General features: G+C 74.4%; 5 protein-coding genes. 3 read left to right on the plus strand and 2 right to left on the minus strand.

What is annotated here, in order from left to right; all coding sequences use genetic code 11:
* Nucleotides 1-60: 60 nt before the first annotated feature.
* Both PV721_RS39655 and PV721_RS39660 read left to right on the plus strand, forming a co-directional pair.
* Nucleotides 61-771, plus strand: a complete 711-nt coding sequence (locus PV721_RS39655) for a ribonuclease HII (protein WP_319733161.1) — start codon at nt 61-63, stop codon at nt 769-771.
* Nucleotides 772-830: 59 nt separating this feature from the next.
* Nucleotides 831-1,508, plus strand: coding sequence for a hypothetical protein (locus PV721_RS39660; RefSeq protein ID WP_319733163.1), 678 nt, complete (start codon nt 831-833; stop codon nt 1,506-1,508).
* 307 nt (nt 1,509-1,815) lie between these two features.
* Here PV721_RS39660 and PV721_RS39665 read toward each other — a convergent pair whose 3' ends face one another.
* Nucleotides 1,816-2,445: a hypothetical protein gene (locus PV721_RS39665; RefSeq protein WP_319733165.1), complete on the minus strand. Its 630-nt coding sequence runs from the start codon at nt 2,443-2,445 to the stop codon at nt 1,816-1,818.
* 215 nt (nt 2,446-2,660) lie between these two features.
* Entirely contained in the window at nt 2,661-4,820 is a 2,160-nt protein-coding gene (locus tag PV721_RS39670) for a RecQ family ATP-dependent DNA helicase (protein WP_319733167.1), read from the minus strand.
* Between the two features lie 122 nt (nt 4,821-4,942).
* Between PV721_RS39670 and PV721_RS39675 the strand changes: the two genes are divergently transcribed.
* Nucleotides 4,943-6,208, plus strand: a complete 1,266-nt coding sequence (locus tag PV721_RS39675) for a DUF4192 domain-containing protein (RefSeq protein WP_319733168.1) — start codon at nt 4,943-4,945, stop codon at nt 6,206-6,208.
* The last annotated feature ends 290 nt before the right edge of the window (nt 6,209-6,498 follow it).

Consider the following 6,498-nt stretch of genomic DNA (forward strand, 5'->3'; position numbering starts at 1 on the left):
GGTCGGACCCGGGGGCGGGGGTGTGCAGTCGGCTCGGGGCGGCGTAACCTTGCTGGCGCCATGCCGTACGAAGCACCCACCCACACCGTCGAACGCTCCCTCCGTGCAACCACCGGCGCCAAGGTCATCGCCGGGGTCGACGAAGTCGGACGAGGGGCCTGGGCCGGACCCGTCACCGTGTGCGCGGCGATCACCGGCCTGCGCCGGCCGCCCGCCGGACTCACCGACTCCAAACTGCTCACCGCCAAGCGACGTGATGCCCTGCTCGACGTCCTGGAGGGCTGGGTCACCGCGTACGCCTTGGGGCACGCCTCGCCCGAGGAGATCGACGAGCTCGGCATGACGGCCGCCCTCAGGCTGGCGGCGGAGCGCGCCCTGGCGGCCCTGCCGGTGCGCCCCGACGCCGTGATCCTCGACGGCAAGCACGACTACCTCGGCGAACCCTGGCGGGTCCGCACGGTGATCAAGGGCGACCAGTCCTGCATCGCCGTCGCCGCAGCCTCGGTCATCGCGAAGGTCACGCGCGACCGGATGATGGCCGAACTGGGCGAACACGGCGGCGGAATAGAGAACTTCGCCTTCGCCGCCAACGCCGGATACCCCTCGCCCGTGCACCGGGCGGCGCTGGAGGAACTGGGGCCCACCCCCTACCACCGGCTCTCGTGGTCGTACCTCGACGGGCTGCCCCGGTGGCGCCACCTGAAGAAGGTGCGCCGCAGCGAGGAATCGATGGAGCTGGAAAACGGAGGCCAACTCGGCTTCGATTTCTGATCGCACCCATGTGCCACCGGCCGGTACGTTTCGTACCGGTGTTTGATAGACATCAACTCATGCCTCTCACCCCCGCCATCGAGGAGCCTCAGATTCACGAGAGTGCCCAGGGTCCCCGCGTCACGCCGGCCGCGAGCCGCACCGCGCAGACCCCCCGTCCTGTACCTGGTCCGCGTCCCGCCGCCGTACCGCGGCCCGGACGCCCCGGTCCCTCCCCCGTAGCGGCAAGCCGCACGGGTGGTGCCCCCCGGCCCGCGGCGCCCGCGCAGCGCACGCCGCAGGCCGCCCCCGGACCCGTTCCCGCAGCGCCCGCCGCTGCTCCCACCGCACCGTCCGTCTCCGCGGCGGTGCCGCAGATCCAGCTGATCCCGGCTTCCGTCGAGGGTGCGCTGGACGCGGCCGAAGAGGCCGTCGACCTGCTGCTCGACACCGGGCGCGCGCCCGGCGACATCCTGGTGCTCACCACCGGCGACCCGCACCCGTGGGCCGCGCACGAGCTGTCCTTCGGCAAGGCCGCGTACTGGGCCCTGCACGACGCCGGGGACGACGTCTTCTACGCGGACGCGGCGCAGGTCCAGCGCGCCGCGGGCCGTCCGGTCGTGGTCTTCGCGGTCAACGGCGGAGCGGTCGAGCGCGTTGCCGGCGCCCTGCCGATCGCGCTCACCCGGGCCGGTGCGCTGCTGATCGTGTGCGGTGACGCGCAGCAGATCAACTCCGTGCTGGGTGCGGGCGTCTGACGCCCTGTACCCCGGCACGGGCGAGGGGCGGGGCGGGCTTCGAGCCGGCCCCGCTGAAGCCCGGGCCGAGGTCCGGGTCGAAGCCCGAGCCCCGTCCGATGTGAGGCCCGAGCGGAAGTTCGGGCTGCAGTCCGAGGCCTGATCCGCCGTACGCCCGGTTCCGGGTGTACGGCCGTGAGGCCTGCCCGCGGACGTCCGGTCCGCGCAGCCCGCCAGACCGGTATGTCGCTTGCCCGTTGCCCGTCACCCGTCGCGCGTACGTACGCCCGGGGGGAGCGCCCGTGGGGCCCGGCCGGCCGTACGAGGGTCAGCGCGCGGCGGTCCGACGCAGGGCCTCGGCCGCACCACCGCCGGTGTGCAGGGCGAGCGGAGCGAACTCGGCCACGGTGTCGCCGAGGCGCTGGGGTCGCGATCCCGAGCTGGGCTGACGGCCGCCACGGCCCTCACCCAGCACCTGCCAGCCGCCGCGGGTCAGCGTGATGTACGCGCCGCAGCGCAGGCCGTGCAGGGTGCAGGCGTCCCGCAGCCCCCACATCCACGCCCCGTCCTCCTCGGTCCACCGCTCGTCGCCCTCGCGGCAGTAGAGCAGGACCGCCGTACGCACCGGGGTCCGTCGCCGCAGGTCGTGCGGGAGGACCCGGCGCAGCCGGGACAGCAGGGCGTTGCGGTACTCCCAGCCGTCCGCCGAGGCAGACCGCTGCACGAAGGAGGCGCTCGCCACGAGCCGCTCCTCCGGACCGAGGACGGCGATCACCGCCGTCGAAGGCACCGGGCTGTGGCGCGAGTGCAGGCCGCTGACGACCTCGCGGGGATTGCGGAGCAGGGGAATGCCCGCCGCCGTCCACTCGGCCGGTTCCAGCAGCCTGCCGTGCCGGCTGGCGGCGCCGGTGGCCGTTGTCAGGGACGAGGTCGAAGGCGGCGCGAATCCGAAGGTCACGGTCCTCCCTTCGGGTACACGCCCGCGGACGGGCACGGCTGGAGTCAGGGCGCGCCGCGGCGCGGCCCAGGAGAGTGCCGAGGAGCCGAGCGGGAGCACTCCAATTCTCGCGTGGCGCCTGAGCATGCGGCAACGAGCAATTGACGCAGCCGACCGGAATTCGCCGGTATGCCGTTCATATCCTTGCCCCGCCACGCCGAGGATGACGCATTCGGCTATCCCTGGAGCGCCAGCACCAGCGGGAACACCTCCTTCGCGCCTGCCCGCCGGAGCAGCCGGGCGGCCACCGCAAGGGTCCACCCGCTCTCCGAGCGGTCGTCCACGAGGAGCACCGGACCTGCCGCCTGCTTCAGCGCCTCGGCCAGCTCCGGGGGAACGGTCAGGGACTGGTGGAGCACCCGTACCCGCTGGGCGCTGTTCGAGGCCGGCGCTCCGAACTCCGGAGCCTGATCGGTGTAGGTGACGGTGCCGAGCAGGGGCATCCGGCCGACCTCCGCGATCCGCGCGGCCAGCGAACCGACCAGTCGAGGGCGGCTGCGCGAGGGCAGGGCGACCACGCCCACAGGCCTGGCCGGGGCGTCGGGCGCCCCCGAGGCCCAGCCGCCGGGGCCCCGCGCCCAGTCGGCGAGCACCGCGACCACGGCCTGGGCGACATCGTCCGGAATCGGCTGGTCCGGAGCCTGCGGGGCGAGCATGGGGCGCAGCCGGTTGCCCCAGCCGATGTCGGACAGCCGGCCCAGCGCCCGGCCCGTCGAGGCCTGCTCGCCCGCGGGGATGCGGCCCTTGAGGTCGACGCCGACCGCCGCGAGCCCGGTCGGCCACATCTTGCGAGGGTCCAGCTCCACGCCCGGTCGGCCGAGCTCGCCACGGGCGGTGTCCAGCGCGGTGGTGGAGACCTCGGCGGTGAACCGGGCCCCGGCGCAGTTGTCGCAGCGGCCGCAGGGCGCGGCCTCCTCGTCGTCGAGCTGGCGGCGCAGGAACTCCATCCGGCAGCCGGTGGCCGATGCGTAGTCGCGCATGGCCTGTTGTTCGGCGGCCCGCTGGCGGGCCACCCAGGCGTAGCGCTCGGCGTCGTACGCCCACGGCTCGCCCGTCGAAGTCCAGCCGCCCTTGACGCGGTGCACGGCGCCGTCGACGTCGAGGACCTTGAGCATGGTCTCCAGCCGGGTGCGACGCAGATCCACCAGCGGTTCCAGGGCGGGCAGCGACAGAGGCCGGCCGGCCTGGGCCAGGACGTCGAGCGTGCGGCGCACCTGCTCCTCCGGGGGGAAGGCCACGGAGGCGAAGTACTGCCAGATCGCCTCGTCCTCGCGGCCGGGGAGCAGCAGCACCTCCGCGTGCTCCACGCCACGGCCGGCGCGGCCGACCTGCTGGTAGTAGGCGATGGGGGAGGAGGGCGACCCGAGGTGCACCACGAAGCCCAGGTCGGGCTTGTCGAAGCCCATGCCGAGGGCGGAGGTGGCCACCAGCGCCTTGACCCGGTTCGCCTGGAGGTCGTCCTCGGCCTGCTGGCGGTCGGCGTTCTCCGTCTTGCCGGTGTACGAGGCCACCGTGTGCCCGCGGTGGCGCAGGTACGTGGTGACCTCCTCGGCCGCGGCCACGGTCAGCGTGTAGATGATCCCGGAGCCGGGCAGGTCGCCGAGGCGGTCGGCGAGCCAGGCCAGCCGGTGCGCGGCGTCGGGCAGGGTCAGCACGGCCAGGCTCAGGCTCTCGCGGTCCAGCGGGCCGCGCAGCACCAGGGCGTCCGTGCCGGCTCCGGTCCCCAGCTGTTCCGCGACGTCCGCGGTCACCCGGGCGTTGGCCGTGGCGGTCGTGGCGAGCACCGGGACCCCGGGCGGCAGGTCGGCCAGCATGGTGCGCAGGCGGCGGTAGTCGGGGCGGAAGTCGTGCCCCCAGTCGGAGATGCAGTGTGCCTCGTCGACCACGAGCAGACCCGTCGCGGCGGAGAGCTTGGGGAGGACCTGGTCGCGGAAGTCCGGGTTGTTCAGCCGCTCCGGGCTCACCAGCAGGACGTCGACCTCGCCGGCGGCGACCTCGGCCTGGATGCCCTCCCATTCCTCGGGGTTGGCGGAATTGATGGTGCGGGCGCGGATCCCGGCCCGGGCCGCGGCTTCGACCTGATTGCGCATCAGCGCGAGGAGCGGGGAGACGATCACGGTGGGGCCGGCGCCGCTCGCCCGCAGCAGCGAGGTGGCGACGAAGTACACGGCGGACTTGCCCCAGCCCGTGCGCTGGACCACCAGCGCCCGTCGCTTGTGCGCGACGAGGGCCTCGATCGCACGCCACTGGTCCTCGCGCAGCCGGGCGGTGCCCGTGGGGTCACCCACGAGACGGGCTAGTACGGAGTCGGCCGAGGACCTCAGGTCTGCGTTCATGCCCCCATGCAACCCGATGCCTGTGACATCGCGCCAATGCTGCTCTGAGCCTGTGGACATTGAAGCGTCAACAGTTATCCACAGGGCTTTCGGGATCGGATCGTGCACGGGACCTTCGTGCCATGACGAACAACCACGAATCACGCAGCCCGTCCGACCGGCCTTCCATCAGCCCGGCCGGAGCCGACACCGGCCCTCAGATCACCCTGCGCAGCCCGGCCGAACTGGCCGACGCGCTGCCCTACATGCTCGGCTTCCACCCGAGCGACTCCCTCGTCCTCGTCGCCGTGCACGGCGAGGGCGGGCGCTTCGGCGGCCGCCTCCGGGTCGGCATCCCCGCCGCGCCCGCGGAATGGGAGGACACCGCCCGGCAGGTCGCCGACTGCCTGATCCGGGGCAGCGAACGCCGTGGCGGCAAGCCCGACGGCATCGTCGTGTACCTCTGCCAGGAGCCGCGGGGGGAGGAGAGCGGCCAGCGGGTGATGACCCGGCTGCGGCCGTTCGCCCAGCGGATCCGACTGGCCTGCGGCGCACTGGACGTGCCGGTCCTGGAGGCCCTGTGCCTCTCCGAGGGCCGGTTCTGGTCCTACGTCTGCCCCGACGAGCGGTGCTGCCCGGCCGAGGGCTCCCGGCTGGCCGCGGTCGGCACCTCGGTGATGGCCGCGACGGCCACCTTCGCAGGGGTCCAGGTCCGGGGCTCCCTCAAGGAGATCGAGGGCCGGCTCGCACCGCTGCGCGGGGCCGTGGCCGACGAGGCGGAACGGGCCCTGGACCGGGCGGCCGCGGCCCTGATGCCGAGGATCCTCGACGGGGCCACCCGGGAGGAGGTCGGGGCCGAGACCATCTCGCTCGCGCAGGCACTGATGCGGCGCATGACCCTGGCCCCGCCGGTCGAAGGCGGTTCCCACGCCGACGACTGGGACGACGCCCTGCTGGGCCACGACGAGGCCGCCTCGCTGATCCTGGGCCTCCAGGACCGCGAGATCAGGGACATCGCGGCGGAGTGGATGGAGGACGAGGAGGCTGCCCCGGCCCTGCGATTGTGGCGGGCCCTGGCCCGGCGTTGCGTCGGGGCCTACGGCGAGCACGCCGCGGCCCCGCTCACCCTCGCGGGCTGGGTCTCCTGGTCCACCGGGGACGAGCCGACCGCACGGATCGCCTTCGGCCTGGCCCTGCGGGCGGACGCCGAGTACCGCTTCGCCCAGCTGCTCCACCACGCCTGCAACGAGGGGATCGACCCCGAGGGGCTGCGGGAGTGCCTGCGGGAGGAACGCCGCCGCCGCGAGCCCCGGCGGGGGCGCTCCTCGGCCGGTACCCGTCCGCCCGGGCGGCGGGGCCGGACGGCGCCCCGCCGCGGGTCCCGCCGCACCGCGGGGAGCGAGCAGTGAAGGCGCGCCGGCCCTGGTGCCCTGAGCCGGTGCGGCTGCTCCGGAGTGTCCTGGGCCGGACCCTGAAGCGCAGGCTCCGCCCCGGGCGTGCGCGGCCGGGGCTCCTGACCCGCGCGCGGCCGGGGCTCGTGACCTGGGCGGGGCAGGCCCGCGTGAGCTGGGCGGGGCCGGCGCTCGTGACCCGGGCAGGACCGGCGCTCGTGAGCCGGACAGCACCGGTCCTCGTTACCCCGGCGGGGCAGGAGACCGTGACCCGGGCGGGGCAGGAGACCGTGACCCGGGCGGGGGTG

Source organism: Streptomyces sp. MB09-01, assembly GCF_033794505.1.
Classification (GTDB): domain Bacteria; phylum Actinomycetota; class Actinomycetes; order Streptomycetales; family Streptomycetaceae; genus Streptomyces.